1 protein-coding gene is annotated in these 406 nt (G+C 69.0%); it reads right to left on the bottom strand.

Annotated features, from left to right (window positions below):
• Positions 1-55 precede the first annotated feature (55 nt).
• On the bottom strand, positions 56-406 hold a 351-nt coding region (locus AC1DSF_RS31055; RefSeq protein WP_478184154.1), incomplete at its 5' end, for a hypothetical protein.

The following is a 406-nucleotide window of genomic DNA, read 5'->3' as shown; positions in this document are numbered from 1 at the left end:
CGCCGCGCCGGGGCCTTCCGCGCCGCCCGTCCGGTCACCGCGGGATCACGTTCCGCTACCCCACGCGCAGCTCGCGGAGTTCCCGGCTGAAGCGGCGGATTTCTGCGGCGCTGAAGTTCTCGTGGTCCTCGCCGTAGGCGGTGACGCCGTCGAACGTCCATTCGGTGAGGCAGTTGACGGTGAACAGGTTCGGGTTGAGGAAGAACCCGAGGCGGTTCATCGTGCGGCCTTCGGCGTGGAGTTCGCGGCCGAGTTCGTCGACGCCTTCCAGCACGACACGTGTCGCCCAGCCGGATTCGGCGTCGCGTTCGACGACCTCGCGGCGGCCCTTGGCGAGCTTCGCCCACACGCCGTCGCGGAGCACGTAGCCGTGGATGGAGATGCAGCCGGAGCCGAAGTCCATGGT

Source organism: Variovorax sp. 01N429, assembly GCF_056399425.1.
The sequence above is the reverse complement of the archived record's forward strand: the minus strand, read 5'-3'. Positions and strand labels throughout refer to the sequence as shown.